Annotated in this window: 30 protein-coding genes, 1 tRNA gene, 1 other RNA gene and 2 riboswitches; of the genes, 17 read left to right on the forward strand and 15 right to left on the reverse strand. The window is 55.7% G+C overall.

Annotation, left to right across the window (positions count from 1 at the left end; all coding sequences use genetic code 11):
- Nucleotides 1–19: 19 nt before the first annotated feature.
- The 3 genes from KNP76_RS11970 to KNP76_RS11980 form a co-directional block, all read right to left on the reverse strand.
- On the reverse strand, nucleotides 20–586 hold the full coding sequence (locus tag KNP76_RS11970; protein WP_211779393.1) for a 3'-5' exonuclease: 567 nt from the start codon (nucleotides 584–586) through the stop codon (nucleotides 20–22).
- Between the two features lie 70 nt (nucleotides 587–656).
- Entirely contained in the window at nucleotides 657–989 is a 333-nt protein-coding gene (locus KNP76_RS11975; protein ID WP_034814908.1) for a four-helix bundle copper-binding protein, read from the reverse strand.
- Nucleotides 990–1,105: 116 nt separating this feature from the next.
- Nucleotides 1,106–1,178 (reverse strand) — tRNA-Ala (locus KNP76_RS11980).
- Nucleotides 1,179–1,310: 132 nt separating this feature from the next.
- Between KNP76_RS11980 and KNP76_RS11985 the strand changes: the two genes are divergently transcribed.
- Entirely contained in the window at nucleotides 1,311–2,174 is an 864-nt protein-coding gene (locus KNP76_RS11985) for a GRP family sugar transporter (protein WP_034814909.1), read from the forward strand.
- Nucleotides 2,175–2,196: 22 nt separating this feature from the next.
- On the opposite strand, the gene msrA is transcribed toward KNP76_RS11985, so the two are convergent.
- Both msrA and KNP76_RS11995 read right to left on the reverse strand, forming a co-directional pair.
- Entirely contained in the window at nucleotides 2,197–2,715 is a 519-nt protein-coding gene (msrA, locus tag KNP76_RS11990) for a peptide-methionine (S)-S-oxide reductase MsrA (RefSeq protein WP_214844667.1), read from the reverse strand.
- Between the two features lie 66 nt (nucleotides 2,716–2,781).
- Nucleotides 2,782–2,882: riboswitch (SAM riboswitch) on the reverse strand.
- A 44-nt stretch (nucleotides 2,883–2,926) separates the two neighbouring features.
- A complete protein-coding gene (locus KNP76_RS11995) occupies nucleotides 2,927–3,088 on the reverse strand; it encodes a hypothetical protein (protein ID WP_214844668.1) in 162 nt (53 codons plus the stop codon).
- A gap of 111 nt (nucleotides 3,089–3,199) precedes the next feature.
- On the opposite strand from KNP76_RS11995, the gene KNP76_RS12000 reads away from it, so the two are divergent.
- The 9 genes from KNP76_RS12000 (at nucleotide 3,200) to KNP76_RS12040 (ending at nucleotide 11,799) form a co-directional block, all read left to right on the forward strand.
- Nucleotides 3,200–4,603 (forward strand): amidase family protein, encoded by a 1,404-nt coding sequence (locus KNP76_RS12000; RefSeq protein WP_214844669.1) that lies wholly within the window; start codon nucleotides 3,200–3,202, stop codon nucleotides 4,601–4,603.
- A gap of 69 nt (nucleotides 4,604–4,672) precedes the next feature.
- Nucleotides 4,673–5,734: a dual-specificity RNA methyltransferase RlmN gene (gene rlmN, locus KNP76_RS12005; RefSeq protein ID WP_214844670.1), complete on the forward strand. Its 1,062-nt coding sequence runs from the start codon at nucleotides 4,673–4,675 to the stop codon at nucleotides 5,732–5,734.
- Nucleotides 5,735–5,879: 145 nt separating this feature from the next.
- The gene (locus tag KNP76_RS12010) at nucleotides 5,880–6,761 is read left to right on the forward strand and encodes an SMP-30/gluconolactonase/LRE family protein (RefSeq protein ID WP_214844671.1); all 882 of its coding nucleotides are present in this window, start codon (nucleotides 5,880–5,882) and stop codon (nucleotides 6,759–6,761) included.
- 12 nt (nucleotides 6,762–6,773) lie between these two features.
- A complete protein-coding gene (locus tag KNP76_RS12015) occupies nucleotides 6,774–7,037 on the forward strand; it encodes a hypothetical protein (RefSeq protein WP_034806555.1) in 264 nt (87 codons plus the stop codon).
- 105 nt (nucleotides 7,038–7,142) lie between these two features.
- Nucleotides 7,143–8,336 carry a GTP-binding protein gene (locus KNP76_RS12020; RefSeq protein ID WP_214844672.1) on the forward strand — a complete coding sequence of 398 codons (1,194 nt, stop codon included), beginning with the start codon at nucleotides 7,143–7,145 and terminating at the stop codon, nucleotides 8,334–8,336.
- A 62-nt stretch (nucleotides 8,337–8,398) separates the two neighbouring features.
- Nucleotides 8,399–8,499, forward strand: a riboswitch (TPP riboswitch).
- A gap of 80 nt (nucleotides 8,500–8,579) precedes the next feature.
- Nucleotides 8,580–9,173 (forward strand): Ykof family thiamine-binding protein, encoded by a 594-nt coding sequence (locus tag KNP76_RS12025; RefSeq protein WP_214844673.1) that lies wholly within the window; start codon nucleotides 8,580–8,582, stop codon nucleotides 9,171–9,173.
- Nucleotides 9,166–9,741, forward strand: coding sequence for an ECF transporter S component (locus KNP76_RS12030; protein WP_034806559.1), 576 nt, complete (start codon nucleotides 9,166–9,168; stop codon nucleotides 9,739–9,741). Before KNP76_RS12025 ends, KNP76_RS12030 begins: the two co-directional genes overlap by 8 nt.
- A gap of 10 nt (nucleotides 9,742–9,751) precedes the next feature.
- Nucleotides 9,752–11,065, forward strand: coding sequence for an ABC transporter ATP-binding protein (locus KNP76_RS12035; RefSeq protein ID WP_214844674.1), 1,314 nt, complete (start codon nucleotides 9,752–9,754; stop codon nucleotides 11,063–11,065).
- On the forward strand, nucleotides 11,062–11,799 hold the full coding sequence (locus KNP76_RS12040; protein ID WP_211779399.1) for an energy-coupling factor transporter transmembrane component T family protein: 738 nt from the start codon (nucleotides 11,062–11,064) through the stop codon (nucleotides 11,797–11,799). The genes KNP76_RS12035 and KNP76_RS12040 overlap by 4 nt, the downstream gene beginning before the upstream one ends.
- Before the next feature lie 15 nt (nucleotides 11,800–11,814).
- On the opposite strand, the gene KNP76_RS12045 is transcribed toward KNP76_RS12040, so the two are convergent.
- Both KNP76_RS12045 and KNP76_RS12050 read right to left on the reverse strand, forming a co-directional pair.
- The gene (locus KNP76_RS12045) at nucleotides 11,815–12,402 is read right to left on the reverse strand and encodes a DUF1643 domain-containing protein (protein WP_034806567.1); all 588 of its coding nucleotides are present in this window, start codon (nucleotides 12,400–12,402) and stop codon (nucleotides 11,815–11,817) included.
- Between the two features lie 32 nt (nucleotides 12,403–12,434).
- Complete coding sequence (locus tag KNP76_RS12050) at nucleotides 12,435–13,127, reverse strand: lytic transglycosylase domain-containing protein (protein ID WP_251137470.1); 693 nt, start codon at nucleotides 13,125–13,127, stop codon at nucleotides 12,435–12,437.
- A gap of 78 nt (nucleotides 13,128–13,205) precedes the next feature.
- On the opposite strand from KNP76_RS12050, the gene KNP76_RS12055 reads away from it, so the two are divergent.
- Complete coding sequence (locus KNP76_RS12055) at nucleotides 13,206–13,904, forward strand: CPBP family intramembrane glutamic endopeptidase (RefSeq protein WP_214844675.1); 699 nt, start codon at nucleotides 13,206–13,208, stop codon at nucleotides 13,902–13,904.
- Here the strand turns inward: KNP76_RS12055 and KNP76_RS12060 are convergent.
- Nucleotides 13,834–14,760 carry an alpha/beta hydrolase gene (locus tag KNP76_RS12060; RefSeq protein WP_034814972.1) on the reverse strand — a complete coding sequence of 309 codons (927 nt, stop codon included), beginning with the start codon at nucleotides 14,758–14,760 and terminating at the stop codon, nucleotides 13,834–13,836. The two genes, KNP76_RS12055 and KNP76_RS12060, sit on opposite strands and share 71 nt — an antisense overlap.
- Before the next feature lie 174 nt (nucleotides 14,761–14,934).
- On the opposite strand from KNP76_RS12060, the gene KNP76_RS12065 reads away from it, so the two are divergent.
- A complete protein-coding gene (locus tag KNP76_RS12065) occupies nucleotides 14,935–15,351 on the forward strand; it encodes a hypothetical protein (protein WP_214844676.1) in 417 nt (138 codons plus the stop codon).
- Nucleotides 15,352–15,383: 32 nt separating this feature from the next.
- Here KNP76_RS12065 and KNP76_RS12070 read toward each other — a convergent pair whose 3' ends face one another.
- The 5 genes from KNP76_RS12070 to KNP76_RS12090 form a co-directional block, all read right to left on the reverse strand.
- A complete protein-coding gene (locus KNP76_RS12070) occupies nucleotides 15,384–16,019 on the reverse strand; it encodes an ABC transporter ATP-binding protein (RefSeq protein ID WP_214844677.1) in 636 nt (211 codons plus the stop codon).
- On the reverse strand, nucleotides 16,016–17,020 hold the full coding sequence (locus KNP76_RS12075; protein ID WP_214844678.1) for an ABC transporter permease: 1,005 nt from the start codon (nucleotides 17,018–17,020) through the stop codon (nucleotides 16,016–16,018). Before KNP76_RS12075 ends, KNP76_RS12070 begins: the two co-directional genes overlap by 4 nt.
- Nucleotides 17,021–17,087: 67 nt before the next feature.
- Nucleotides 17,088–18,440: a sensor histidine kinase gene (locus KNP76_RS12080; protein ID WP_034814928.1), complete on the reverse strand. Its 1,353-nt coding sequence runs from the start codon at nucleotides 18,438–18,440 to the stop codon at nucleotides 17,088–17,090.
- On the reverse strand, nucleotides 18,437–19,102 hold the full coding sequence (locus KNP76_RS12085) for a response regulator transcription factor (RefSeq protein WP_034806586.1): 666 nt from the start codon (nucleotides 19,100–19,102) through the stop codon (nucleotides 18,437–18,439). The genes KNP76_RS12080 and KNP76_RS12085 overlap by 4 nt, the downstream gene beginning before the upstream one ends.
- 66 nt (nucleotides 19,103–19,168) lie before the next feature.
- Nucleotides 19,169–20,056 carry a hypothetical protein gene (locus tag KNP76_RS12090; RefSeq protein WP_034814930.1) on the reverse strand — a complete coding sequence of 296 codons (888 nt, stop codon included), beginning with the start codon at nucleotides 20,054–20,056 and terminating at the stop codon, nucleotides 19,169–19,171.
- Between the two features lie 172 nt (nucleotides 20,057–20,228).
- Here KNP76_RS12090 and KNP76_RS12095 point away from each other — a divergent pair, with 172 nt between their 5' ends.
- Nucleotides 20,229–20,636, forward strand: coding sequence for a hypothetical protein (locus tag KNP76_RS12095; RefSeq protein ID WP_034814932.1), 408 nt, complete (start codon nucleotides 20,229–20,231; stop codon nucleotides 20,634–20,636).
- Nucleotides 20,637–20,741: 105 nt separating this feature from the next.
- Nucleotides 20,742–22,193 (forward strand): S8 family peptidase, encoded by a 1,452-nt coding sequence (locus tag KNP76_RS12100; protein WP_251137471.1) that lies wholly within the window; start codon nucleotides 20,742–20,744, stop codon nucleotides 22,191–22,193.
- Between the two features lie 49 nt (nucleotides 22,194–22,242).
- Here KNP76_RS12100 and KNP76_RS12105 read toward each other — a convergent pair whose 3' ends face one another.
- Nucleotides 22,243–22,647, reverse strand: a complete 405-nt coding sequence (locus KNP76_RS12105; protein ID WP_034814935.1) for a hypothetical protein — start codon at nucleotides 22,645–22,647, stop codon at nucleotides 22,243–22,245.
- Between the two features lie 121 nt (nucleotides 22,648–22,768).
- On the opposite strand from KNP76_RS12105, the gene rnpB reads away from it, so the two are divergent.
- Nucleotides 22,769–23,136: RNase P RNA component class B (gene rnpB / locus KNP76_RS12110), an RNA gene on the forward strand.
- A gap of 104 nt (nucleotides 23,137–23,240) precedes the next feature.
- Nucleotides 23,241–24,404, forward strand: coding sequence for a THUMP domain-containing class I SAM-dependent RNA methyltransferase (locus KNP76_RS12115; RefSeq protein ID WP_214844680.1), 1,164 nt, complete (start codon nucleotides 23,241–23,243; stop codon nucleotides 24,402–24,404).
- Nucleotides 24,405–24,481: 77 nt separating this feature from the next.
- Here KNP76_RS12115 and KNP76_RS12120 read toward each other — a convergent pair whose 3' ends face one another.
- Nucleotides 24,482–24,835 carry a TetR-like C-terminal domain-containing protein gene (locus tag KNP76_RS12120; RefSeq protein WP_251137473.1) on the reverse strand — a complete coding sequence of 118 codons (354 nt, stop codon included), beginning with the start codon at nucleotides 24,833–24,835 and terminating at the stop codon, nucleotides 24,482–24,484.
- Between KNP76_RS12120 and KNP76_RS15870 the strand changes: the two genes are divergently transcribed.
- On the forward strand, nucleotides 24,731–25,003 hold the full coding sequence (locus KNP76_RS15870) for an SDR family NAD(P)-dependent oxidoreductase (protein WP_251137474.1): 273 nt from the start codon (nucleotides 24,731–24,733) through the stop codon (nucleotides 25,001–25,003). The two genes, KNP76_RS12120 and KNP76_RS15870, sit on opposite strands and share 105 nt — an antisense overlap.
- Nucleotides 25,004–25,053: the final 50 nt, after the last annotated feature.

Genomic DNA, 25,053 nt, shown 5'->3' on the forward strand with positions numbered 1-25,053 from the left:
GACAGTTGTCGGGCCTTTATCAGTAGGCGAGCTTTCCGATTTTAACGGACGTATAGCGATGAAGCTCGCGCGGGTCGGCGATGCCGGTCTTCATCATCATGTCGCGCATGAGGAGCGCACAAACCCGTGCGTCCTCGGCAGCGTTATGATGCAGGAACGGCTCGTTCAAATACTCGGCCATCGTGTTCAGCTTATGGTTCGGGAGCTGGGGGTACAACTTACGGGACAACTTGACCGTACAGCCATACTCGATGCTCGGGAACGTATATAGGTCATATTTGGCGATCGCTTTTTTCAAAGCGCCCATATCGAACGAGGCGTTGTGGGCCATGACGAGATCGACCTTTTGGAGCGTCGGATAGAGCAGTTCGAGCACCTCGGGCAGTGTCGGGGCATCCCAGACATCGCTCGGCCGAATGCCATGGACACGGATATTCCCTTGGTCGAAGTCTTCTTCCGGGTTGACGAGCAGCTGGTTCGTCTCGACGACCTCGCCGGCGTAAAGCAAGCTCCAGCCGACCGAACAGATGCTTCGGCTGTCACGGTTGGCGGTCTCGACGTCGATGGCTAAAATAGAATGTGACATAATCGTTCCTTTCTTCTTAACGAATTGAATCCACAAAAAAAGTCTAACATAACGTTAGACTGAAAAGCGATTAAGCGGCTGCTAAATTGCGGCATGCTTCGGCACAGCGGAGGCATGCCTCGGCGCATTGTTGGCAGTGGTCCATCTGATGGCGACCACATTCGACGGCGCACGTGTCACACACTTGCGCACAGAGGGCACCGATTGGTTTCGCGAACGCCGAATCGGTCTCGAGTGCGTTCAAGGCGAGGGCGCAGACGTCGGCGCATTCGCGCGTCAAGCGAATGCATTCTTTCACCATCAATACGTCTTCTTCTTGTAAACTTTTTGAAAAACAATGATTGCTCGTCCGCATGCAGTCGATAATCGCTGAAATCGTCTCTTCAATTGATTCCCGGTCCATGATAAGTCCCCCTTAGCAGAATAATGTATCTTCCAATCATTACCCGATACCGTATCGCTTAAACCGCGCCGGGACGACAAAAAAAGTCACTTCACGAAAGTGAAGTGACCTAGTAATGGAGCATAGCGGGCTCGAACCGCTGACCTCCACGCTGCCAGCGTGGCGCTCTCCCAGCTGAGCTAATGCCCCGTTCGAAAATTATTATATCATCCTAGTAAAACGTTTGGCAATGCCCTTTTTCAAAAAAGATTCAAAAGTTTAAACCGTTGACGCAATGGGAAAATCAACGATGATGTTATATTACGAAAGCAGGTGAATCATATGGGCATGATTTTATTGGCATTGCTTCCGGCACTCATGTGGGGGAGTATCCCGCTCATCGTATCGAAAGTCGGCGGGAAGCCGATTCAGCAGTTAATCGGGACGACGATGGGTGCGATGGTCATGGCGTTCGTCATCTTTCTCGTCTTCAATCCGGAGTTCACGACCCTTGCCGTCGTCACCGGATTCATCTCCGGAATCTTTTGGGCGCTCGGACAGTATCTTCAGTTCCAATCGTTCCAAATCTTGAGCGTCTCGAAAGCGATGCCGATCAGTACCGGGATGCAGCTCGTCGGAACGTCGCTCTTCGGGGTCATCGTGCTCGGGGACTGGGAGACGTCGACCGAGCTCTGGCTCGGATTTTCAGCGCTCGTCTTGATTATCATCGGGGCGACGATGACGTCATATCAACAGAAGAAAGACTCGGATAGCGCCGGGGCGTTGAAGAAAGGTCTCCTCGTCCTCCTCGTCTCGAGTCTCGGGTATGTGACGTACGCCGTATTGACGAACTACTTTGAAGTCGACGGCATCACGGCGATCGTCCCGCAATCGGTCGGGATGTTCATCGCGGCGCTTCTCTTCAGTCTTCGTGAGAAGGACGTGAAACGGTTCGATCCGAAGACGTTCAAGAACATCTTGGCCGGGATCGCCTGGGGGATCGGGAACTTCGGTCTCTTCGTCTCGAGTGGAGAGGTCGGGGTCGCCACGTCGTTCGCCTTGTCGCAACTGAACGTCGTCGTCGCGACGCTCGGCGGGATTTATCTATTGAAAGAAGAGAAGACGTCGAAAGAGCGCGTCTTCGTCTTTATGGGCATCGGGCTCATCGTCGTCGCCGGCTTTATGCTCGGGATTGCGAAAAGTTAAAAGACGGGCGATTGCCCGTCTTTCATGATTGCCAAGCCACGTCGATGAACGCGTCTCGTCCAGATTTCTTCCGGTCTGCTTTATAGTGGTCCGGATTTTTTTTGTGGAAATCCTGATGATACTCTTCGGCCGGATAGAACGTGTCGGCCGGTAAAATCTTTGTGACGATCGGATCCTTAAATCGTCCGCTCGCGGCGAGTTCGTCGCGACTCTGTTCTGCTTTCACGCGTTGTTCCTCCGAATGATAGAAAATGGCCGGCGCGTATTGGCTGCCGCGGTCTTGGAACTGGCCGCCGTCATCAGTCGGGTCGGTCTGAATCCAGTAAAGTTCGAGCAAACGTTCATAAGCGAACAGCGACGGGTTGAACGTGATCTCGACGACCTCATAGTGTCCGGTCGTGCCGGTCTTCACTTGTTCATACGTCGGATCGTCGACGTGTCCGCCCGTATAGCCGGATACGATTGATTCGATTCCGGGCTGTTCCTCGAACGGGGTGACCATGCACCAAAAACAGCCGCCCGCGAATGTTGCTTTTTCCATAAAAAACTCCCCCTGTACACGTATTGTCCAAATAAAAACGCCCATGTCATCGACATGAGCGTTCTGTCATATCGTCCAAGGCAAACGCCTTGCTGGAAGTAGCACCTTGCCGAAGCAGGTTGCTGTGAAGTCATAGAGCCAGGTCTCTCGTTCACTCAAGATATCGATATGTAGTTGGTGAAAGCATCATACCATCTGTCCGAAAGTGTCGTCAACGATTAGGTTTTCGCCGAAGTTGCAGCAACGTGGCCCCGACAATCAAGACGACGAGGACGATGGAGAGCGCTAGCGTATACGGGGCCTCCCCGGCATAGAGCTGTAAGAAGAACAAGACAAAGACGGACAACAAGACGAGTACGTACGAACGGTTCATAGTAACCTCCCTTTTCTTTCAGTTTACCAAGTTACACATTCGTTGGCGAACGAAAACAGGAAATCAAGTGGAAATAGCGAATACGAACGAGTGAGCAAAGGAGGAATCAACATGACTGAACCAAACCCATTTTTCGAACTCGATATCGAGACCGCCCATCTCGGATATAAGGAAGGAACGTTCACCGCGCGTGACGTGACGGCCTACTATTTGACCCGAATCGCCGCATTGAACGACAAGCTGAGAGCGGTCATTCAAGTGAACCCGGACGCTCTGTTCGAGGCCGAGGCGGCCGACCGGGCGTTCCGACGTGGTGATCGCTTGCCGCTGCTCGGCATCCCGGTACTGATTAAAGACAACGTCGAGACGGCCGGTCAGATGAAGACGACGGCTGGGGCCGTCGCCCTCGCGCATCACTTCGCCGGCCGAGACGCCCACCTCGTTCAAAGTTTACGCGCGAGCGGGGCCATCATCCTCGGGAAAGCGAACTTGTCCGAGTGGGCCAACTTTTTGACCGAGGGGATGCCGAACGGCTGGAGCGGGGTCGGGGGCCAGACGCTCAATCCATATGGGGACAAGCTCGATGTCGGCGGGTCGAGTTCAGGTTCGGCGTCCGCGGTCGCGGCGAACATGACGCTTCTCGCCGTCGGCAGCGAGACGAGCGGCTCGATTATCCATCCGAGCGTCCATAACGGCATCGTCGGCATCAAGCCGACTGTCGGTTTGATTAGCCGGAGCGGCATCATTCCGATCTCTCGGTCGCAGGACACGGCCGGCCCGATGGCACGAACGCTCCGGGATGCGGTGCTTGCCCTTGAGGCGATGGTCGGGGAAGACCCGGCTGACCCGGCGACAACGCACCTTCCGGCCGGTCCGCCGTATCGGACGTGTCTCGATGAACGCCAAGCGGTCGGGATGCGCGTCGGGATTGTCAAGATTGATCTGTCGGAAGAAGAACAGGCGCTCTATGATGAGGCGATCGCCTTGCTGAAACAGAGCGGCATCGAGGTCGTCACTGTCGAACTGCCGTCGATAACATCGCTCGACCAAGGCGATATCCTGTATCATGAGTTTAAGCTCGGAATCGAGGCGTATCTAGCCTCGACGACGCTCTCGTATAAGACGCTTTCGGATTTGATTAACTGGAACAGCAGTCATCCGGAGACGATTCCGCACGGACAGAAGACATTCGAGAAAGCGGACGAACAATCGGGCCGCTTGATTGAGGCCACCTATCTGACACGTCGCCTCGACGACGTCCGTCACGCCAAGACGGACGGCATCGACCGACTGTTGGCCGAGCAGGCGCTCCATGCGCTCGTCTTACCGCATGACCACAATTATGACATGGCCGCGAAAGCCGGGCATCCGACGATTACGATTCCGTATGCCGTCAAACAGAGCGGCGCCCCGTTCGGGTTATCGTTCACGGGGACGAGTTACGCGGAGCGCGATTTGATTCGCATCGCCTACGCGTTCGAACGTCATGTCACGCGGCCGCTTCCGCCGTTGTAAGAACGTTGCACCCGTCGACGCGGTCCGCTACAATGGGAATTATGCGGATTGAAGAAAGGACAGATTGCAATGAAACCATCTATATACGGGCTGACGTTTGATCAGCTGACGGACGTCTGTGTCGATTTTGGATACAGTGCCTATCACGCGAGACAAATTTGGGACTCGCTCTACATCGACCGGGTCAAATCGATGGATGCCATCAACGTGCGAGATGAAGTGAAAACAGCGCTTGCGGAACGTTTCGTCATCTCGACACAAGAGTTGTTCGTCAAACAAGAGGCGGACGACGGGACGGTCAAATTCTTACTTAAACTTCACGACGGCCACTACATCGAGACGGTGCTCATGCGCCATAAATATGGTCGCTCGGTCTGTGTGACGACTCAAGTCGGGTGCAACATCGGTTGCAGCTTCTGTGCGAGCGGTCTGTTGAAGAAGACACGCGATTTGACGGCAGGCGAAGTCGTCGAGCAGATCATGACCGTGCAACATTACTTGGACGAAGTCGGGGAAGGTGCCCGCGTCAGTCATATCGTCGTCATGGGAATCGGGGAGCCATTCGACAACTTCGATCACTTAGTCGATTTCCTTCGTGTCGTCAAAGACGAGCGCGGTCTCGCCATCGCGCCGCGGAAAATCAACGTCTCGACGAGTGGGCTCGCCGATAAGATTTACAAGTTCGCCGACCTCGATTTGCGCATCAACTTGGCGCTATCGCTCCACGCGCCGAACGACGCGCTCCGGACACAGATCATGAAGATCAACCGGGCGTTCCCGCTCGACAAGCTCATGCCGGCCATCCGCTATTATGTCGAGAAGACGAACAAACGGATCACGTTCGAGTACATTCTTCTCTCGAAAGTGAACGACTTGCCGGAACATGCCGAAGAGCTCGCCGACTTGATCGCGGACATCAAAGACAAGTCGTACGTCAACTTGATTCCATACAACCCGGTCAACGAGCATATCCAATATGAGCGCAGTACGTCGGAGGACATCATGGCGTTTTACGACATTTTGAAGAAACGTGGCGTCAACACGGGTGTCCGTCTCGAACATGGGACCGACATCGATGCGGCCTGCGGACAGCTCCGCAGTAAACATATGAACGTGGAAGGTGCCAAATAAGTTGATTCTCCCGCTAACCTCAGTGGGAGTTTTTTTGTTGACGTCCGGACGCAGGACAGGATAAACAATTTTCAGAAATAGGACTAGAGACGTCCGGTCTAGGGAATAGTCTTTTGACATCACAGGAGAGAGTGGAGGCTATTTAATGGAGAACGTGAACGCGACATGTTGGATTCGAGTCAGAAATACGCTTGGGGAAGGGCCGTGTTGGGACGCTGAGTTGAAGCGATTCTACTGGGTCGACATCGAAGGGCACACGCTCTGGTGGTACGATGAGAAAGAAGATGAGCTCTCTTCAGCCGATATGGGCCAACAGATCGGCTTCGCCGTTCCGAAAGTGACGGACGGTGTCATCGTCGGATTGAAGGACGGTATCTATGAATGGGACGAGTCTTCAAAACAACTCGACAAGCTCGTCGAACTCGATGATGCGGACGGCGTGCTTCGATTCAACGACGGCAAGGCCGACCCGTACGGACGAATCTTTGCGGGAACGCTCCATTTGGAAGACGAGGAGAATGAGGCCACACTCTATCGGTTGGACCGCGACGGCACGACCGAAGAGATGCTCACAGGTCTGACCTTATCAAATGGTCTGACGTGGTCACCGGACCACAAATGGTTTTATCATATCGACACGCCGACCGAGACGGTTCGACGTTATCCGTACGACTTGTCGTCCGGTACGTTTGGGGAAGGGGAGGTCGTCGTCGAATTTAAGGATGAGGACGGCTTCCCTGACGGCATGACCTCGGACGAAGAGGGTCATTTATGGATCGCCCACTTCGCCGGCGGTCGCGTCTCGCGCTGGAACCCCGAGACGGGCGAGAAAGTGCTCGAAGTCATGGTGCCGGCGCCGAACGTGACGTCATGCTGTTTCATCGGGGACGACTTGAAGCAACTCGCCATCACGACCGCGCGTGAAGGGTTGGATGACGAGGCGCTCGAAACGTATCCGGATGCCGGGTCGGTGTTTAAAATCGATACGGAAGTGAAAGGGATGCCACTTTATCGTTTCGGACGTTAAGGAGGGAGAATCATGGTGAAACGCATGCTCGTTCGCGTAGGAATCGGTCTCGCGCTCGCGGCGGTGGCGCGAGTCGGGGTGAAGAAATACCTCGACGACCGCGAGACGAACGATCATTCTTACCTCGAACCGAAATGGGACGAGACGCCGAGCGTCGACGCGGACAAAGATGAGGATGAGGTCGGCTTGACGCAGCTCGATTCGATCTATCGGGCCGAGTGGCAGGCGAACGCTTATCCACGCTCAGAGGCGGAACGGAAAGCACTCGAAGAATAGCCATGCCTGAAACACGCTCCTTGCGAGCGTGTTTTTTTGTTGACAAGATGGTCAATCCCGTTCATTATCTAAAAAGTAATGATTACTATTTGGGGGCTGTTAATGATGAAACGAATTCCAATCACCGTGTTGTCAGGCTATCTTGGGAGCGGCAAGACGACGTTAATGAACCATATTTTAAACAATCGCACCGGCAAGAAGTATGCCGTCATCGTCAATGATATGAGCGAATTGAATATCGATGAGCGTTTAATCGAACAAAGTGGATTTTCGCGGACCGATGAGAAGCTAGTCGAGCTGTCGAACGGTTGCATCTGTTGCACGCTCCGTGAAGACCTCCTCGAGGCGGTCCAAGAACTCACGAACGACCGTGAACTTGACGGGATCATCATCGAGTCGTCCGGAATCTCGGAACCGATTCCCGTGGCCCAGACGTTCACGTATGCCGATGACGCGCTCGGCATCGACTTGACGAGCCGTGTCTATATCGATGCGATGGTGACCGTCGTCGACGCTTACCGGTTCTTGAAAGATTTCAACTCCGGCGAGTCGCTTCATGAGCGGAAACAAGCAATCGATGAGACGGATGTCCGTGAAGTCGTCGACCTGCTCGTCGACCAGGTCGAGTTCGCCGATATCATCGTCTTGAACAAAGCCGACCGGGTGTCGGAGGCCGAACTGAACGAGATGGCCGGTCTGCTGAAGACGCTCAACCCGTCTGCAAAACTATTGACGTCGGTTCATTCGAACGTCGACTTGACCGAACTGCTCGACGTCAAGCTGTTCGATTTCGAGCAGGCGATGCATTCGGCCGGCTGGATCCAAGAGCTTGAGGCGGAAGAACATACGCCGGAGACCGAAGAGTACGGCATCAGCTCGTTCGTCTATCGTCGCCGTCGTCCGTTCCACCCAGCGCGACTTCATGCGTGGATTGAGCAGTTCCCTGAGGAAATCGTGCGGGCAAAAGGATTTTTATGGATTGCTTCGCGTAACGACCTCGCCTGCTTGTTCTCGCAGGCCGGATACGCCTCGACGCTCGAGCACGCCGGGCGGTGGCTCGCGACGCTTCCGGAAGAGGAGCGCCGGCTTATGTTCGCGGCAGAACCGGAGCTCGCTGAAGACTATATCGAGCCTTACGGCGACCGCCAAACCGAGCTCGTTTTAATTGGACAGCGAATGGACCGTGCGCGTGTCGAATCGATGCTTGATACTTGCCTGTTGACTGACGAAGAGATGGCGCTCGATTGGACGATGCTCGAAGACACGCTTCCAGGGAATGGCGTTGTCACTTTCTCATAAACCGTTTACAAATCGAAATTGGTCGTCTATACTGTTCCTTGCATGAACAAACCGCATACATTGGACTACACTAGGGGTGCTTCGGCTGAGATGTGAGCATGGCTCCGATCCCTTATGACTCGATCCGGGTAATACCGGCGTGAGGAAGTGTGGCACTTTTTCTGATGGACTTTAATTGGACGAGTGGCCGCATTCTCATGGATGCGGCTTTTTTCGTGCATACAGATAAAGGGGGAACAGAACATGAACAACCAATGTGGAACGAGCCCGATTGTCGGGTTCCGCTTTACACTCAGCCCGATGACGTCCGATTTCGTGAGCGTCATCAAAGGCGCACTGAAGGAGACGGACTTACAGAACGTCTGGCGCCATACCGATGACGTCTCGACGATCATCCGGGGACGGAGTGAGCACGTATTCGATGTGGCCAAGGCCGTCTTATCTCATGCGACGAAGTCGGGGGTGCACGTCTCGATGAGCGGGACGTTCTCGGTCGGCTGCCCTGGCGACACGACGGGGGACAACTTGCTCGACGTGACGAACGAGCCGGCGAACGGTTCGGTCGAAAACCAATACGTCTCATCCCAGTTCGCACTCTATCCGCTCGGGGACGAAACGTATATGGACATCATCTATGAAGAAATCGACTTTGCAAAAGCGCGCGGTGTGTTCAATGACTCGATGCATTACGCCTCCGGCATCCATGGCGACATCGAGCCGGTATTCTCGTTTTACGAGGCGACGTTCGACCGGGTGCGTGCGAAGACGAGCCACGTCGTCATGACGGTCACGTTCAGTGTGAACAGTCCGTCACACGAGGGACAAAACAATGCTTAAGTCGTGGAAGTTAAAAGAGATCGTCTTGTTGTCGATTTTATCGGTCGTCTTCGCCGTCGTCTATTTGGCGTTCGTCCACGTCGGAAATTTGTGGGCTGGGCTGATTGGGCCAATCGCCTATGAATGGATTTTCGGGATTTGGTTCATCGTCTCGATTATCGCCGCCTATATCATCCGTAAGCCCGGTGCCGCCTTTTTGTCGGAAGTGCTCGCGGCGACGATTGAGATGATGATTGGGAACGCAATCGGGCCACGCATCATTCTCGTCGGGATCATTCAAGGACTCGGAGCCGAAGCGGCGTTCGCCGTCACCGGGTATAAACGATATGACCTGTGGGTGCTCATGCTCGCTGGCTTCGGTGCGGCCGTGACGAGTTTCGCCTATACATACGTCATGGGCGGCCTCGCGGCACTCAGCCCGACGTACGTGGCGACGATGTTCGCCCTGCGCGCCACGAGCGGGATGCTCATCGCAGGGCTCGGTGGAAAGATTTTGAGCGACTTGTTGCTCAGGACGGGTGCGCTCGAAGGCTACGCGCTCGCACGTCAAGGACGCGCCCATGGTTGAGGCGGAGCAGTTGACGTTTCGTTATCCCGGCAAGTCGACCGACGTATTGGCAGACGTCACGCTCACGCTCCGGGATGGGCGGACACTCATCAGCGGGTCGAGCGGGTCGGGGAAATCGACACTGTTCGCCATGATGAACCGGCTCTATCCGGACAACTGTGACGGCATCGTGACCGGAAGGCTCGACTTGTTCGACCGGCCTTATGACACGTACGCGGCCGGCGAGGTGAATCGTCGGGTCGGCACCGTGTTCCAAGACCCCGACAGTCAGTTCGTCATGCAGACGGTCGAGGAAGAGCTGATCTTTACGCTCGAAAACTTTCACGTCCCCCGCGAGGAGATGATGGGGCGCGTCGAGATGATGTTACGGACGTTGCGGCTCGACGATTATCGACATCGCTACATCCATGACTTGTCTGGTGGCGAGAAGCAGCAAATCGCCGTCGCCTGTGCACTGATTGGCCGTCCGGAATGGCTCCTCCTTGATGAACCGCTCGCCCATCTCGACCCGGAGACCGCGGCTCGGTTCGTCCGTTGGCTCGACGGCGTCGCCCGTAGCGTCAACGTCGTCGTCATCGAACATCGCCCGTACGTGTGGGGCGATTTCTTCGACCGGCAAGTCGAACTTATGGAGGGGCGAATCGTCTACGATGGACCGTTCGAGATGCGCCCCGACTATACGTTCGCACCGATTACGAGCGAAAAAGGGGAACACAATTTATTTCACATACCGAATTTAAAACGAAAAGAATTCGAACTCGCAGCGAGTGACTTGACCGTCGCCGAGGGAGAGGTCGTCGCCATCCTCGGTCGTAACGGGAGCGGCAAATCGACATGGCTCAGGAGTCTCGCCCGGAACCATCGCGACGTCGGGCTCGTCCCGCAATCGCCGGCACACCTGTTCGTCACGAGCGAGGTGGCGCACGAGCTCGCGTACGGACACGATCACCCGATTGAAGACGTGTTGACGCGGCTCGGTCTCGAGCGATTACATGACGCCCATCCGCTCTCGCTCAGTCACGGACAAAAGCGCCGACTCGCGATTGGCGTGATGTTGCTCTCTGGGAAACGACTCATCGCGTTCGATGAACCGACCGCCGGACAAGACGAGGCGTCGCTCGGTGCGCTTTATGACTTGATGGAAGAACGGGCACGTGACGGTCAGGCCGTGCTGTTCGTGACGCACGACCTCAACTTCGCCCGGGCTGCGAATACGTATTATTTGATGCACGACGGGAAGTTGAACGGTCCGTATGACGCATCGCTTTGGGAGCAGCCGGAACTCCTTCAGGCTCATGGGTTATGGATGGAGGGGATGGGATGACGTTTCATGAGATGAACCCGACGCTCAAGTTTTTGACCGTGACGTGCCTCATGTTCGGTCTCGCCTTCATGTACAACCCATGGACCCCGCTGCTCGTCTTTACCGGCACGCTCCTCCTGCAAACACTGTTCGCCGACGTGAGCTGGCGGCGGTGGGGACTGTTCATGATCCCGTTTCTATTGACCGCGATCGGGACACTCTGGACGACGCTCGTCTTCGGAAGAGAGGCGGGTGGGGCGGTCGTGTTCACGCTGTTCGGCAACGACGTGACGGAAGAGAACGTGCGCCTTGCCGTGACGCTCGCCTTGCGCGTCTTGGCGTTCACGGCACTCTCACTGTTGTTTACGCTGACGACGGACCCGAAGCGTTTCGTCTACAGCTTGATGCAACAAGGCAAGCTATCACCGAAGATCGCCTATAGCGTCTTCGTCGGATTTCGGTTCTTTCCGATTTTAAAGAGCGAACTGATCCAGCTCTATGAGACGCACGCGCTCCGGGGCGTCCGGCTCGAGACGCGACTCGACCACGTCCGACATGTCCCGAAGCTATTGATTCCGCTCCTGGCCGGTTCGATCCGCCAAGCCGAACGGATCGCCTTCTCGATGGAGGCGCGCGGGTTCACGGGGGAACGCCGCAGCACGTACGAGGTCGTCCCCGTCACGCGGAACGATTTCGTCTTGGCCGCATGTTTAGTCCTCTTGTTCGTCGTGAGTATGTGGGTGGGGATCCGTTAAAAAAAACAGGACGACTCACTCGGAGTCGTCCTGTTTCGTTTCTTTGACGATACGGAACTTCGGTTTGATTGATTCGTTGTTGAACGGCTCGAGCACGGTGTTCTCGTTGGCCATTCGAATCTGTTGCGGTTCACCTTTGGCGGTCGTCCCGATACAGAACATGTTCGCCTCGTGGTCGGCGAAGAGCGTCTTATACGCGGTCGCGTGATGCATGAGCCGACCGGGCGATCCCCAGCCGACGATGACCATGCCCCTGCTCTGTTCGACCTCGTCGAGCGTCTCCTCGACGTAATGGAAGTTCGTCTCGTCGAGTTGAGACTCGACGTAAGGCAGATTGTCGTTTATGGCGAGCGTCGGGACGAGACTGATGACGCGCACTTCCCGAATCGGTTTGTCGAGATGGTTGCGCATGAGCATGTAAGCCCGTTGCGTCGTCGTCCCGGACAAGAACGCGTCACTCATTCGAGGGGAATAGATGATGACGGCGCAAATCACGCCATCGACGACATCGGTGAACTCATAGGAGCGCATATAGCGTTTCGTCTTGTCGTCATTGAAGACCGACTTGACTCGAATCGTCACTTCCTCGATTTGTGTATTCATATCGTTTCCTCACTTCAACTAAAGATCAACGGTCACGTCAGACTCGCGAACCATTCCAAGTAACGAATTGCGTAGCGTGCGACTTGCTGCTTCGTCGACTTCGCGTCACCGGGAAGGAGCGTGACTTCGTCTTGATACTGTTCATAGTAGGACATGACGTTGTCTACGTACTGTTCGCTGCGATTATACTCGAAGATGGCCGAACGGATCGATTCGGTCGAATCGGTCGATCGGCCGCCGTGTTCACTCAAGTAATACGCGGCCGCATGGGCCGAATCGATTAAGCTGTGTGGGTCGGCTTGTCCGTCATTGTTTCCGTCACGGCCGAGCCCGCCGTATTGCTCAATCAACGTCAAATCCGTCAAGTCGACCTCGTCCTCAGGGACGTCGCCTTTTTGGTCGTCCGTGTCATATTGCCAACCGAGCCAAGTCCGGGGCATGAACTGGAACGGACCGATCGCACCGACCGATGACCGCATCGAGGCACTGTTTGAAAAAATCGTCTCGACGCGATGGACGGCGGCGAGTAGGCGCCAATCGACGTCATACGTGTCCGCGGCGTCTTCATACACCGAGACATGATCCGACGGGACACCGTGATCTCCATAGTAGGCCCGGTAAAGGGCGTTGTTCACTTTGTCATCTTGACCGAACCAGCCGATTGCGACGAGGAACAACACTGTCACAAGCATGATACTGGTCAGTCGCAGCATCAATCGTTTCAAGATACCGCCTCCTAGCTTTCTAGACAATACCCGAATAGTGTAGCATATAGCTAACAGGAAGGACAGGAGTGGATATCGATGCTCGAACGAATCGTCTTTACCGTCATTCTCGCCTACTTATTGATCATTCAGCTGTTCAACGCCCGATTGATGAAATCGATGATCACGTCGCTCGGTCGGGGACGCGTCTACGAGGAGGCGATCAAGTCCGCATGGGGCTTGACGCTGTTGCTCGTCGCACTCGTGTTCTTGTTTGACGTGCCGGGTGATGCGGTTGGCCTTGCCTTCATGCCCGACGTGACCGATGCACGGGCGTGGAACTATTTCGTCTTTAGCTGTGTCCTCATGGGCGGCCTCTTCGTCTTCTATTTGTCCGTCTTGACGTCGGCGCGGCTTCGGGCACGGCTTCGTCCGCACTATGAGCTTGAGATTGAAAAAGTGTTGTTGCCACGGACAAAGGAAGAGGCACAGGCTTGGAAAGCCGTCTCGGTCACGGCCGGGATCACGGAAGAGTTTATCTTCCGCGGCGTCTTGATTTATACGCTCGCGCTCTATGTCGACCTCTCGGACGGATCGCTCGCCTTAGCGAGCGGCGCCTTGTTCGGTCTCGCCCATGCGTATCAAGGCGTCCGTGGTGTCATCGTGACTGGCGCCGTCGGCTTCGTGTTCGGCTACTTGTTCCTCGCGACAGGTTTACTTTGGCCGGTCATGGTCTTGCATGTGTTACTGGATCTGATTGCTGGCCCGATTCACGTCGCCGAGCCAAAAAATTCGTGACGGCGGCCTCGTAGGCGTCTCGGTCTTTTAAGATGCAGTTCGTATGCTCGGCATCGTGGATAAGCGCGAGCTCGTTGCGCCGGTTGAGGGCGTTCATTTCGATGGACATCCACGTCGGGACGAAATCGTCGCGCGTCCCGTGGACGAACAACACCGGGGCGCTCGTCTCGGCGAGCGAACGCTTCGGACTGACTTGGTGCATCAAAAACCCGGCCCGGCTCCAAAGGAAATAGTTGATTCCGGGGAGCAATAAGTCGCCTGGCAGCCGATGTAGGTTGTTCAATTGATGACGCATCAGTTGGCGCATGTCATCGAACGGACACTCGGCAATCAAGAAATCGACATCCGTGAGCGGTCCCGCCTGTAAGATGGTCGCCGCACCCATCGATACGCCGTGAAGGCCGACCTCATCGACCGTCTCATGGGTCCGGAGCCAATCGACCCAGTCGACGATATCGTGTTTCTCGTGATACCCGTACGAGGCGTAGACGCCCTCGGACTCCCCGTGTGATCGCAAGTCGACGGCGAGCAGGTTATACCCGAGCCGGTGGAACATGGCCAAGTGCGGTGCCATGAAACTGTGCGAAGCCGTGTAGCCGTGGACGAAGACGATCCATTTTTTTGCCTCGCCGTTCCGGTAAACCCGGCCGTAAAGGCGATAGCCGTCCCGAGATTGGAGCGAGACGTGTTCGAACGGCACATCGTGATAGAACGATTGATCTTCGGTCGTGTACGGGGCGAGCAGCATTTCCGGTGTCTTCCGTTTCCCTCGTGTCATCCGTTTGAAGGCGTAATAACTGATGGCATAGTAGCCGGTGAACAGTGTCGCGAGCCCGTATTTCCATTTAGCTTGCATGAACATCGCTCCTTTCTCCATCATTGTACCCGAAACGTGACGTTTCGTTCACGTACGAGTTGCGTCTCCGGGCGCAAACGTGACGATTCCGCGACCGTTCCGGTAAAAGACGTTCATTGCACGCTGCACGGATGGGGATTATGCTTAGCCGGTAGAAGAAAAGGAGGGCTCCGTGTGACGCGTGAGGGGATGTATCGGCTGATTCAAGCGTGTGTGGAAGGGGACATCGATTATGTGACGGAGGAGGGCATCTCGATCATCCAGCGCGGCGAACATGGGACGAATCAGCTGTCACCCGTACTCGATGCCTTGATGGACCGATATTTGGACGGGGCAGGGCGCGACATGCAACTATCGGTCCGGTCGCTCGCCACCGCTTCGGGCGTGGGACCGGACGAGACGGTGCGTGCGCTTCTCGCCCTCACGGACGTGTATCTCGTTTCGAACCACATCGAAGAACGGCTGCTCACGGTTCGTCACATCGAGCTCGACTCGTCGAAAGGGATGACTGTGCACGTGACGCTCTGTGCCTGGTTGGCGTTTCATCTGGAGATGGTTCGAGAAGCGGCCCAGCTCCGGGTCGGTACATGACGAAAGGGAGTGGCGATGTTGCCACTCCCTTTTTAAACTGGATTCAACTGTCCGTCACGCAAGCGGAGGACGCGGTCGCACACGTCGAGCATCCGTTCGTCGTGCGTGATGACGATGACCCGTTTGTGGCGTTCATGAGCCGCCTCGGCCAGGCGTTCCATGACGAGACGGCCGTTCGGGTAGTCGAGGCTCGCCGTCGGTTCGTCGGCCAAGATGAGTTTCGGATCGTTGATGAGGGCACGGGCGACGGCGACCCGTTGCCGCTCCCCTCCGGATAGCCGGTTCGGTAACTCGTTTGAGCGATGGCCTAACCCGAGGTCCATCAGGAGGGCCATCGCGTCGCCTTCGGTCTCGCTTTCGGCTTGGACGAGTTCAAGCTGCTCTCGCACCGTCAAATACGGGACGAGTTGCGCGTCCTGAAACACGAATCCGATCTCGTTCAACCGCAACTTCCGCCGGGTTTCCTCGTCGAGCGAGAAGACGTCGACCGTGTCGAACGACAGACTGCCCGCATCTGGACGCTTCAACAAGCCGAGGATTTGCAGCAACGTACTCTTGCCGCTGCCGCTCGGCCCGATAATCCCGATGCACTCACCCGGTGAGACGGTCAAGTCGACACCGGTTAAAATCGGTTGCTCATAGGCGTGATGAATGTTGGTTAACTTCATTTGATGCGACCTCCTAACGCGTCGGCAGCATCGAGCCGACGAAGTGTCTGTAACGGTAACACCGTACCGAGTAACGAGATGATGAGGAAGAGGGTGCTATAAAATGCCACGTTCGACCATTCGAACTGGAACGGGACCGCTTCGGGTACGACACGCGTCATAAGCAAGGTCACGAGCATCGCGATGGTACTCGCTGCAACGACCGTGACGAGCACTTGCCAGACAAGCGCCGCACCGATCGTCCGTGACCGAATCCCGATCGCTTTCAAGATGCCGAGTTGCGGTAGTTTCTGTAACGTCACCATATAAAAGAATGCGGTCAGGATGAACGCCCCGATGATGAGGAGGAACGCACGCATCATATCGAACGTCCCTTGCTCGGCGGAATAACCGGGCACAGATTCGATGATATCTTGTTTCGAATGACGAGTGAGCGATGTGACCTCGTCTCCGAGCCAAGCCGAGACGTAAGTCGGCCCGCCCGCGGTCTGTTGATACGTGTCCCACGTCTCCATCGTCGTCCAGACGACGGGGCCGTGGCTGAATCGTCCGTCTGTCACACCGATAATCGTGAAACGGTACCCACTGACGAAGTCCTCGACCGTATCGCCGACCGCATACGTCTGTAAAAAGCTAGGGTCGACGAGCACTTCTCCGACAGAAAGATCGAGTGTCGGCCCGATGGTCGAGTCTGTCGGCAAGGCGAACAACGTCGCATCTTGCTTCGTTCCGTTCACGAACGTGAGCGGTTTCACGGCGAGCGGGGTCACCGCGTCGATTGGCGTCTCTTCGATGAATGAACGCGTCAACTGTCCGTCCGCGTCGTCTGTCAGTTGGAACGTGTCAATGTCGAGTTCGCGCACGCTTGCCCCGTTGTCATAGGCGAGCCCGTCCGCGAGCCCGGTGATTAGTGTCGTCAACAAGACGATTGCGAGTGTGATCAGGAGGATGAGTCCGTACTGACCACGTTTTCGCCACATTTCTTTTAGTCCGAGTGTCATTATAAAAAGCCTCCTTCATGTCGATGAAGGAAGCATACCGAACGAATATGAACGGAACATGAACACGTCACAGTTGAATCGTGAACGTCGTCCCCGATCCGGGCGTGGACTCGACTTGAATCGTGCCGCCGTGCAAGCTGACGATGTCGTGGACGATCGAGAGTCCGAGCCCGGTCCCGGCCGTCCCACGTGACGCGTCACCTTGGAAGAAACGTTCGAACAGGTGTGCCCGCGTCACGTCATCCATCCCGTGCCCATCGTCTGAGACGATGATTGTGACACGTTCGTCTCGTTTCAACTTGATTCGGATGGTCCCGCCTTCGCGCGAGGCGTGAATCGCGTTTTGAAGCAAATTCATCCACACTTGCGCCAGCAAGATGGGGTCACCTTTCACTGTCATGTCGTCGAGGTCGGTGACGACGGCGATCCCTTTTTGGTCGAGTTGGAACGAGAGCCCGCGAATCACGTCTTCGATTGACGTGGTGAGCAGAACATCTTGCTCGAGCGAGATGTCGGCCTCGTCGAGCCTGGCGAGCAGGAGCAGTTGTCTTGTCAACGACGACAGCCGCGTCGTTTCGTCACGGATGATTTCAGCGTACGGTCGGGCCTTCTCGTCGGTCAACTCGACGAGCGTCGAGGCGTAGCCGGTTAACGACGTGAGCGGGGACTGGAACTCGTGCGAGACGTTGGAGACGAAACGTCGTCTTGCTTGTTCGGACGTCTCAATCGTCCGGGCCATCTCGTCAAACCGGCGAGCGAGGACGCCAATCTCGTCGGAACGCTCGAGCGGCAAGTCGCGCGGTGTCTTTCTAGAGGCGACCGATGCCGTCGCGTCGGTCAACGATTTGACGGGCTTGACGATCGAACGTGTCGCGACGGCGATCAAGAGAAATGCGAGTCCGGTCAAGAGGGCGAAGAACAACCCGACGAATAGATGCAACTCTCGGATTTGAGCCGATAAGTCCGGCCGTATAAAGACGGCGTCGACACCGTCCGGGCCCTCTAGTGGAAACCCGTACGTATTGACGACTTCATTGTCGAACAGTCCGAGCAAAAACAAATGGAACGGGTAGTCGCGCATCCCTTCATAGACGGTTCCTTCCCGTACCGAGGTGACGGTCCGCTCATCAATTGACTCGTCGCGGAACGAGCCACCGTACCGCATGACCCGACCGTCGGCTTTAACGACGTGGAGCTGATACCCGGTGCGGGCGAGGAACGTATAGAGGGCGGACTCGTCCTGGTCTGTATGATTCGAGAAGTAGCCGACGGCGGTGCTCGCCGCCTCGCTCGTCTTCTCACTATAGGTCGGTTGCCACCATGTATAGTACGCGACGTTGCTGACGAGCAGGGCGATCGCGCCGGAGAGAAGTAAAATCATAAACACGGTCAAGACGATGCGCGTATAAAGGGTCCTCATTCGATCACCTCGAACGTATAACCGACCCCGCGCACGGTCCGAATCGAGACGACGTCACTTCGTAAACGGGTCCGCAGCCGTTTGATGTGGACGTCCACGGTCCGGTCGTCGCCGTCGAAATCGAGCCCCCAGACGTGTTCGATCAGCTCTTCCCGGCTGAACACGCGGCTCGGGAAGGCGGCGAGCTGATAGAGCAGCTCGAACTCACGTTTCGGCAGATGGATCGTCTCGCCGGACAGCTCGACCCGATAGTGGCGTAAGTCGAGCGAAAGCGGGCCGGCGTGAATCGAGCTCGCGGCCGTCCGTTCGTATCGTTTCGAGATCGCCTGTAGACGGAACAACAGTTCATCCGGAATGAACGGTTTCGTCATATAGTCGTCGGCGCCGTGTTCGAACCCAATCCGTTTGTCGTCCCATTCACCGAGCGCGGTCAATAAGATGACAGGGATGTCGAGCGTCGCCTTCATCCGGCGGCACAGTTCCCGTCCATCCATACCCGGTAACAGGATATCGATGACGGCCGCGTCCGGCGGGTCGGCCATGAACGCTGCTTCGGCCGTAAACGGGTCCGTGACGAGCATCGTCCCGTGCCCGGCGCGGCGAAGGGTCTCGTCGACTAGACGGAGGATATGTTCATCGTCTTCAACAATCATAATCTGCATTGGTCTCGTCCTTTCTATCCGTACAAAAAACGGCAGCGGCCAACGCCGTTACCGTCTCATTCGTTGTCAAGTCGTGCCCAAGTTACCGTGAAGTGCGCGCATCGCTCGCAAGAAGGCGTCCTTGAAGTATTTGTCTTCTTGCGTCTCAAGTGTCTCAATCGCGGTCTTGTCCCCGGTGCTCGCCTTGACGAGCAAATTGATGAAAGCGCCCCAACGCTTCACGTGCTCTGGCTTCGGATGGTTCATCGCGGTCGTCAACGTGAACCAGTACGGCTTGTCCCGGCGCTGCAACGTGGCAATCAGTTGTTTCGCCGCTTTCGCCTCGTCCTCGGTCGGCAGTGTCGCCGTGGCGAACCAACCGATGAGCGAAGCGCTCATCGATTCAAGCGATTCGCGCAACGCCGGATCAATCGCTTGGCGGCCGAAATCGGTCAAGTTGACGAAGACGAGCCGGTCTTTCAAGTCCATATGGGTGATCCACCCGCTCGCCGCTTTTAGTTTTTCTTTGTCTTTCGACTGGGCCTTGAACGTGAACCCGTTCTGTTTGCCGATATAAATCCGGAACTGCCCGCGGTCGACGTGCTTGTCGACTTTGAACTCGACGTCTTGCCCGACTTGATACGGCTGATTCTTCTTGTTCAGCGTCTGCCCTTTTTTCAGCTCGGGCCGGCGGACGATATAACGGAGTGCCTCCTGTTCGGTCCGGTCGTCGAGCGTCCATAGGTTGTGGGGCGTCACGTTCTTGAACCGGTGGCGCCGGACGTAAATGTATTGGTCGAGTGCGTCAATCGCATCGGCGACCGTACGCTTCCCTGATAAATAGTCGTCCGCGATGTCGCGTAACGTGAGCGATTCGAGACGGTCGATGTGACCGTTGTACGGGACGGTCCCGATCACGAACAAGGCCGTCGCGATCAGCTCGCTTTCTCGTGGGGTCAAAGGACGTTTAGCCATGGTGCACTTCCTCTCTACGGTCGTATACGTCTAGTATAGCAAAAACCGTTTTCTTCATGTAGATTGAATGAACCGAATGGAAAATTTGTACAGGCTGACAGGATTTCGGCGCATTTCTCCGAATATTTGTTAAGATAGAGTTAACAATGGGATGTGGAGACGAGGTGATGAGATGAAGCTGTCGATTGAGTCTGGCGACTATATCGTCTTAATCGAGATCAATAAAGAAGTGTTGAAGTGTACGTCACTCGAAGAGGCAACGTTCGCAGAGCGGGACCGCTATGAACTCGTCGGCCGGATGAGCGAGCGGTTGCCTGCCGAAGTGATCGTCCCGTCCGTCATCGACTATATCCGGTTCGGAAGCGGGTACATCGGGGACACGATCATCTGGAACAAAGAGACGGAATCGTTCTTCTGCCAACAGTTCGAGACGATTGACGGGTCGCCTCTCGGAGAGGACTTGGAAGGGTTCACCCCGGACCCGTATCGTACGGAGCTGGCGCGGTATTATACGTATTTGACGATTGGAAAAATCGTCGACTTCGAGATGGAGCATCCCGACAAACTTGACTATTGGTGAGCTGTCGGAAAAATGTCATACTCTTTTTTTATGAAAAAAGGGAAATCGTATCGTAAATTTGAGATAATGGTCCCATCTTATGAAGTGTGAATGGAGCGTAAGGCGATGAAGAAAATGATTTTACTGACGGCGTTGGCATTACTCGTCCCGACGACAGCCGGGGCCGCCAAACCTGTCATCTTGGAGAAACACGGCTACGTCGTCGCGGAGCCGCGCGTCGGAAACCAATATTACATCAAACAGACCGGGACCGACTTGACGTGGAACACGACGAGAGGGTCGGGCGATATCGTCGTCGCGCTCATCGACTCATCGGCCGACCGTAGCCATCGGGAGCTGTTGAACGTGCCGCGTGTCGTCAACTCGATGAAAGGGCCGTATAGTGTCGACTATCACGGTACGCACACGGCCGGCATCATGTCAGGCCTTCACAACAAGTACGGTATCGCCGGTCTCGCCCCGAACGTCCGCTATCACTTCTATAACGTCTTTTATGGGAGAAACTCAGAGTTCACGGATTCCTGGACCGTCGCCAAAGCCGTCGATACGGCGGTCGCGAAAGGGGCGACGATCATCAACTTGTCGCTCGGCGGCCAAGACTACGACCGGGTACTGGCCGATTCGATTAAACGGGCCCGGGCGAAAGGTGTCGTCATCGTCGCCTCGTCTGGCAATGACGGCGCGACGAAAGTCTCGTTCCCGGCCAATATGAAAGAAGTCATCGCCGTCGGTGCCGTCGATTCGAGACATCGGCTCGCCGCGTTCTCGAACATGGACAGCCAAGTGAAGGTCGTCGCACCGGGTGTGAACGTCCTATCGCTCGGCTTGAAGAATAGTTTTATCTTTATGGATGGGACGTCGATGGCCGCGCCGATGGTGACGTCGGGAATCGCGCTCGTCAAATCGGTCAACCCGTTTCTGACACCGACCGACATCGACGGGTTGATTCAAAAGATGCCGCGCGTGAGCGGGAAGTCGTATACGGAACTGAACACGAAACGGTTGCTTGATGCGACCCCGCGCCCGGTGAGCGTGTCTGCTCCGGCGACATTGACGAATCGATACGTCCAAGAAGCCAAACTCTCCGTCATGAACCGCCCGAACTTGAAGACGACGTACACGCTCTATCAAGGCACGCGCAAAGTGAAGACGCTCCCGGCGAACGGGGGAGCGTTCACGATGTACGCCGGCGGCGACTGGTTGCCGAGTGGTCAATATCGGCTAACGGCCGTCGTGACGGATGGAAAGTATAAGCGCACGTCGAGCCGAAACGTCACGTATGTCAATCCAGTTAAAACGAATGTGACGGTGAAGGCGACCGACGAGGCGACGTTCTCGGTGACGACGACACGTAAAGGCACGGTCACCATTCTCGACGCGAGCGGCAAGACCGTGTACGAAGCGCTCCATGTTCCGGGCACGTTCCCGGTCCGCGGCGATACGACCAATAAATTGACGGTCATCCTGAAACCGACCGACCTCACCGAACGCATCGTCTCGACGACGTTCACACCGCCACCACCAGAAGAGGCGACGGAAACGATTGAAGCAACATAAAAAACCACCACCTGGTCCGACACGTCGCACTTGGTGGTGGTTTCATATATTAGTCGATGGTAATGGGCTCACCAATCCAACGAATGCTCGCTTCTAGCACGTTCCCGTTATCATCGATATGTTCAAAACTTAACTTCCCGTCGGCGATGATGTCGCACAAGCCGGCGCGGACGAGATCGCTCCAAGCACGACGCGTCTGAATCGATGCATCATACATCGGAATCGATTCAGGGAAACGTTCATGGAGATGGGCCAAGTTGTGATGATCGAAATGATACGGCCGCTTAGACATCTCATTCGGTGCTTTAATGTCGAACGGCTCGAACCCTTGGACGAGTCGATTTTTACGATAGAAGGCGAAGACGCCGTTGTTCAGGTGGAGCGCTTTAATGTCATCGATTTCAATCACATAGGTCAGCCGTTGAATCCAACCGTTCTTTGCATCTTGACGCATCAAAATCCCTCCTTGTTCAATGGAACACGCCTTATTTTAGCGCTGACGGCCATGAAAATCAAGTTCAGGTTGTCGGTTGTCAACGAGACGTTTATCGGCTACAATGATTGAGGTGACTATGAGGTCTGGACAATCGCGGGGCGCAAGCTTTGAGGAAAGTCCATGCTCGCACAGCCTGTGATGGCTGTAGTGATCGTGCTACACGAAACGATAAGTGTAGGCAACGCAAGTTGACGGCAGAAGAAGCACCTAAGTCCTCGGATATGGTGCAAGCTTCTTGAAAGTGCCACAGTGACGGAGTCTGTCCGGAAACGGTCAGAGTGGAACGAGGTAAACCCCACGAGCGAGAAACCCAAACTATGGTAGGGGAACTTCCCGACTGGAACCGAACGGGACGGAAGGCGCCAAACGGCGCAGATAGATGATTGTCACTCCATCGTGCCAGGGAGACCGCTACGAGCACCGGAGTACAGAACATGGCTTACAGGGCAGCATAGTCTCTCATTAAACATCGACCAGGAGTTCAAGCAATCCTACTTGAGCTCCTTTTTACTTGACCATTTTAGGACGAACACATAGAAAGTAGGGATACGATGGCAAAACGTAAATTAATCGCCACCGCAGCGATGGGAATTGAGGCGCTCGTCGCCAAAGAAGTGCGCGACCTCGGCTACACGTGCGAAGTCGAGAACGGACGCGTCTATATCGACGCGGAGATGGAAGACATTCCACGCTTGAACTTGTGGCTCCGGACGGCCGACCGCGTCAAGCTCGTCGTCGCTGAGTTCAGAGCGACGACGTTCACGGAGCTGTTCGACGGTGTCGTCGAATTGCCGTGGACCGACCTCATGCCGTGGGACGCTCGCTTCATCGTCGACGGCCGCTCGGTCAAATCGAAGCTGTTCTCGATCCGTGACTGTCAAAAGATCACAGAGAAGGCGATTGTCGACGCGATGCAACGCGGTTATGACAAACCGGGCGAGTGGCTCCCGAAGACGGGCGCCTATTACCCGATCGAAGTCGCCTTATTGAAAGATGTGGCGACGATCACGATTGACACGTCAGGGGATGCGCTCCACCGTCGGGGTTACCGTGAGCTCCACTCCCAGGCACCGCTCAAGGAAACGATGGCCGCGGCGATGATTCAGCTGACGAACTGGAAGCCGGACATGCCGTTCTATGACGTCTTCACCGGTTCGGGGACGCTCGCGATCGAAGCGGCGCTCATCGGCCGCAACATCGCACCGGGCCTCAACCGTGAGTTCTGCTCACAAGACTGGCCGTGCGTGCCGAAGAAGGCCTGGTACGAGGCGATTAACGAGGCGAACGAAAAAGCCGAGTGGGACAAACCGCTCAAAATCTACGGCATCGACCTTGACCCGCGTATGGTCAAGCTCGCCAAAGACAACGCGGAGCTCGCCGACGTCCGTGACGCCATCACGTTCGTCCACAGTGACGCGGCCGCGTTGAAGCCGAAAGAAGAGTACGGTGTCATCATCGGGAACCCGCCTTACGGTGAGCGTCTGCAAACCGAGGACGAGATTATCGACCTGTACGAGCGGATCGGCCGTCAGTTTGATAAGTATCCGGGCTATAGCGTCTACATGTTGACGAGCTATGAGGACTTCGAGAAGGCGTACGGCCGCCCGGCGACGAAACGCCGCAAGCTGTATAACGGGAATATCGAGACGCAGTACTATCAATACTTCGGGAAGCGTCCGCCGAGACGTCCGGTCGAAGCGGCCACAGAAGAGTAATAAAAAAACCGCCACATGGGCGGTTCGAGACCGTCGACACGTCGACGGTCTTTTTTGTATGTGAGACAGGACGGACGTCAACCCTGTAAATAGAGCGCTAACATCGATTCGACCCAGTCGAGCTCGTCACCGTCGTACACAAGGTTCCCGTTCGCGATCAATTGCGCCATGCCATGGACCGTACTCCACATGAGGACGATCTTGTCCGGATAGTCAGACGTGTCGTTCGGTGTCGTAGCCAAATAGTTGAGCGCACACCTCCGGAACACGTTGAACGCTTCGACCGAAGAATCAATGGCCGCGGGTCCGATTTTGATGGGGACGGCTTGGTCAGAGGAGAAGATGAAGTACCGGTATGCCGGATGCTCGACTTGTCGTTGCCAGGAAGTGCGGCCACGCTCTATGCACAGACGTCGTCGAGCGGACGACATGTCGATGTGTTGGTCAACAATGCCGGTTTCGGTGACTATGGTGATTTTACAGAGACGGACGTGCAAAAGAATCACGATATGTTGCAAGTGAATATCGTCACGTTTGAGTATTGCGGATACAGAGAGCCACTAGTGCGGACTTGTGAGCCACCGAATGCGGACGACTGAGCCACCAAATGCGGATACTGAGCCAGTCAATATGAAGAAAAAGGCCATCG

Origin of the sequence: Exiguobacterium sp. s150, assembly GCF_018618435.1 — a bacterium.
Classification (GTDB): domain Bacteria; phylum Bacillota; class Bacilli; order Exiguobacteriales; family Exiguobacteriaceae; genus Exiguobacterium; species Exiguobacterium alkaliphilum.

Coding starts and splice junctions, on each gene's coding strand:
- KNP76_RS11970 (WP_211779393.1), bottom strand. CDS start 586: ATGTCACATTCTATTTTAGCCATCGACGTCGAGACCGCCAACCGTGAC.
- KNP76_RS11975 (WP_034814908.1), bottom strand. CDS start 989: ATGGACCGGGAATCAATTGAAGAGACGATTTCAGCGATTATCGACTGC.
- KNP76_RS11985 (WP_034814909.1), top strand. CDS start 1,311: ATGGGCATGATTTTATTGGCATTGCTTCCGGCACTCATGTGGGGGAGT.
- msrA (WP_214844667.1), bottom strand. CDS start 2,715: ATGGAAAAAGCAACATTCGCGGGCGGCTGTTTTTGGTGCATGGTCACC.
- KNP76_RS11995 (WP_214844668.1), bottom strand. CDS start 3,088: ATGAACCGTTCGTACGTACTCGTCTTGTTGTCCGTCTTTGTCTTGTTC.
- KNP76_RS12000 (WP_214844669.1), top strand. CDS start 3,200: ATGACTGAACCAAACCCATTTTTCGAACTCGATATCGAGACCGCCCAT.
- rlmN (WP_214844670.1), top strand. CDS start 4,673: ATGAAACCATCTATATACGGGCTGACGTTTGATCAGCTGACGGACGTC.
- KNP76_RS12010 (WP_214844671.1), top strand. CDS start 5,880: ATGGAGAACGTGAACGCGACATGTTGGATTCGAGTCAGAAATACGCTT.
- KNP76_RS12015 (WP_034806555.1), top strand. CDS start 6,774: ATGGTGAAACGCATGCTCGTTCGCGTAGGAATCGGTCTCGCGCTCGCG.
- KNP76_RS12020 (WP_214844672.1), top strand. CDS start 7,143: ATGAAACGAATTCCAATCACCGTGTTGTCAGGCTATCTTGGGAGCGGC.
- KNP76_RS12025 (WP_214844673.1), top strand. CDS start 8,580: ATGAACAACCAATGTGGAACGAGCCCGATTGTCGGGTTCCGCTTTACA.
- KNP76_RS12030 (WP_034806559.1), top strand. CDS start 9,166: ATGCTTAAGTCGTGGAAGTTAAAAGAGATCGTCTTGTTGTCGATTTTA.
- KNP76_RS12040 (WP_211779399.1), top strand. CDS start 11,062: ATGACGTTTCATGAGATGAACCCGACGCTCAAGTTTTTGACCGTGACG.
- KNP76_RS12045 (WP_034806567.1), bottom strand. CDS start 12,402: ATGAATACACAAATCGAGGAAGTGACGATTCGAGTCAAGTCGGTCTTC.
- KNP76_RS12055 (WP_214844675.1), top strand. CDS start 13,206: ATGCTCGAACGAATCGTCTTTACCGTCATTCTCGCCTACTTATTGATC.
- KNP76_RS12060 (WP_034814972.1), bottom strand. CDS start 14,760: ATGCAAGCTAAATGGAAATACGGGCTCGCGACACTGTTCACCGGCTAC.
- KNP76_RS12070 (WP_214844677.1), bottom strand. CDS start 16,019: ATGAAGTTAACCAACATTCATCACGCCTATGAGCAACCGATTTTAACC.
- KNP76_RS12075 (WP_214844678.1), bottom strand. CDS start 17,020: ATGACACTCGGACTAAAAGAAATGTGGCGAAAACGTGGTCAGTACGGA.
- KNP76_RS12080 (WP_034814928.1), bottom strand. CDS start 18,440: ATGAGGACCCTTTATACGCGCATCGTCTTGACCGTGTTTATGATTTTA.
- KNP76_RS12085 (WP_034806586.1), bottom strand. CDS start 19,102: ATGCAGATTATGATTGTTGAAGACGATGAACATATCCTCCGTCTAGTC.
- KNP76_RS12090 (WP_034814930.1), bottom strand. CDS start 20,056: ATGGCTAAACGTCCTTTGACCCCACGAGAAAGCGAGCTGATCGCGACG.
- KNP76_RS12095 (WP_034814932.1), top strand. CDS start 20,229: ATGAAGCTGTCGATTGAGTCTGGCGACTATATCGTCTTAATCGAGATC.
- KNP76_RS12100 (WP_251137471.1), top strand. CDS start 20,742: ATGAAGAAAATGATTTTACTGACGGCGTTGGCATTACTCGTCCCGACG.
- KNP76_RS12105 (WP_034814935.1), bottom strand. CDS start 22,647: ATGCGTCAAGATGCAAAGAACGGTTGGATTCAACGGCTGACCTATGTG.
- KNP76_RS12115 (WP_214844680.1), top strand. CDS start 23,241: ATGGCAAAACGTAAATTAATCGCCACCGCAGCGATGGGAATTGAGGCG.
- KNP76_RS12120 (WP_251137473.1), bottom strand. CDS start 24,835: ATGTCGTCCGCTCGACGACGTCTGTGCATAGAGCGTGGCCGCACTTCC.